Annotated in this window: 10 tRNA genes and 1 rRNA gene; all 11 read right to left on the bottom strand. The window is 47.5% G+C overall.

Features of this window, described 5'->3' with window-relative positions:
- Positions 1 to 102: 102 nt before the first annotated feature.
- A tRNA-Pro gene (locus tag KNP96_RS16585) sits at positions 103 to 179 on the bottom strand.
- A 5-nt stretch (positions 180 to 184) separates the two neighbouring features.
- Positions 185 to 258: transfer RNA gene (locus KNP96_RS16580), tRNA-Arg, on the bottom strand.
- Positions 259 to 266: 8 nt separating this feature from the next.
- A tRNA-Leu gene (locus KNP96_RS16575) sits at positions 267 to 349 on the bottom strand.
- A 36-nt stretch (positions 350 to 385) separates the two neighbouring features.
- A tRNA-Gly gene (locus KNP96_RS16570) sits at positions 386 to 460 on the bottom strand.
- Positions 461 to 474: 14 nt separating this feature from the next.
- A tRNA-Leu gene (locus KNP96_RS16565) sits at positions 475 to 558 on the bottom strand.
- Positions 559 to 565: 7 nt separating this feature from the next.
- A tRNA-Lys gene (locus tag KNP96_RS16560) sits at positions 566 to 641 on the bottom strand.
- 26 nt (positions 642 to 667) lie between these two features.
- Positions 668 to 743, bottom strand: a tRNA-His gene (locus KNP96_RS16555).
- A gap of 16 nt (positions 744 to 759) precedes the next feature.
- A tRNA-Thr gene (locus KNP96_RS16550) sits at positions 760 to 835 on the bottom strand.
- 9 nt (positions 836 to 844) lie between these two features.
- A tRNA-Phe gene (locus KNP96_RS16545) sits at positions 845 to 920 on the bottom strand.
- Positions 921 to 947: 27 nt separating this feature from the next.
- Positions 948 to 1,023 (bottom strand) — tRNA-Asp (locus tag KNP96_RS16540).
- 72 nt (positions 1,024 to 1,095) lie between these two features.
- Positions 1,096 to 1,183: ribosomal RNA gene (gene rrf / locus KNP96_RS16535) — 5S ribosomal RNA — on the bottom strand; the annotation flags it as partial.

Raw genomic sequence — 1,183 nt, 5'->3', positions numbered from 1 at the left:
GACTAAAAGTCACGTTGACGAAGCTTGCGCTTCATTCATTGTTTGTATCCGAAGATACGTTTTTTGCCTCATCGTTCAGTTTTCAAAGTCCGATAATAATAATGGTCGGGAAGACAGGATTCGAACCTGCGACCCCTTGGTCCCAAACCAAGTGCTCTACCAAGCTGAGCTACTTCCCGAAAAGTGCACCCTGAGAGATTCGAACTCCCGACCCCTTGATTCGTAGTCAAGTACTCTATCCAGCTGAGCTAAGGGTGCATAATAAGTGCGGTCGAGAGGACTTGAACCTCCACAGTGTTGCCACCACTAGGCCCTCAACCTAGCGCGTCTACCATTCCGCCACGACCGCAAATTATGCTATTTTTTGTTACTTCTATTTAAAAAATGGAGCGGAAGACGGGATTCGAACCCGCGACCCCGACCTTGGCAAGGTCGTATTCTACCACTGAACTACTTCCGCATTATAAATATAAATGGTACGGGTGAAGGGACTTGAACCCCCACGTCAAAGACACTAGATCCTAAATCTAGCGCGTCTACCAATTCCGCCACACCCGCATAAAAATGGTGTGTCATGCAGGATTCGAACCTGCGACCCTCTGATTAAAAGTCAGATGCTCTACCAACTGAGCTAATGACACAAACTAGTATTAAATTAAAAATAAAATGGGGCGACTGATGGGAATTGAACCCACGAATGCCGGAATCACAATCCGGTGCGTTAACCACTTCGCCACAACCGCCATATTAAATGAAAAATGGTGCCGGCAACAGGAGTCGAACCCGCGACCTACTGATTACAAGTCAGTTGCTCTACCAGCTGAGCTACACCGGCAGGTGTAAATGGTGGCTTTGGACGGAATCGAACCGCCGACACGAGGATTTTCAGTCCTCTGCTCTACCGACTGAGCTACAAAGCCATAATGAAAAAGATCGGTAAATAAAAATGGCGGTCCTGACGGGATTCGAACCCGCGATCTCCTGCGTGACAGGCAGGCATGTTAACCGCTACACCACAGGACCGTGGTAACTTGACGACTTCTATAATGTTATATTAGTCAGTCAAAATTGTCAAATACTTTATTAAAAAAGTATGCCTGGCAACGTCCTATCCTCACAGGGGGAAGCCCCCAACTACTTTCGGCGTTCAAGTGCTTAACTTCCGTGTTCGGCATGGGAACGG

This window comes from Exiguobacterium sp. s133, from assembly GCF_018618595.1.
Lineage (GTDB): Bacteria > Bacillota > Bacilli > Exiguobacteriales > Exiguobacteriaceae > Exiguobacterium_A > Exiguobacterium_A oxidotolerans.
The sequence above is the reverse complement of the archived record's forward strand: the minus strand, read 5'-3'. Positions and strand labels throughout refer to the sequence as shown.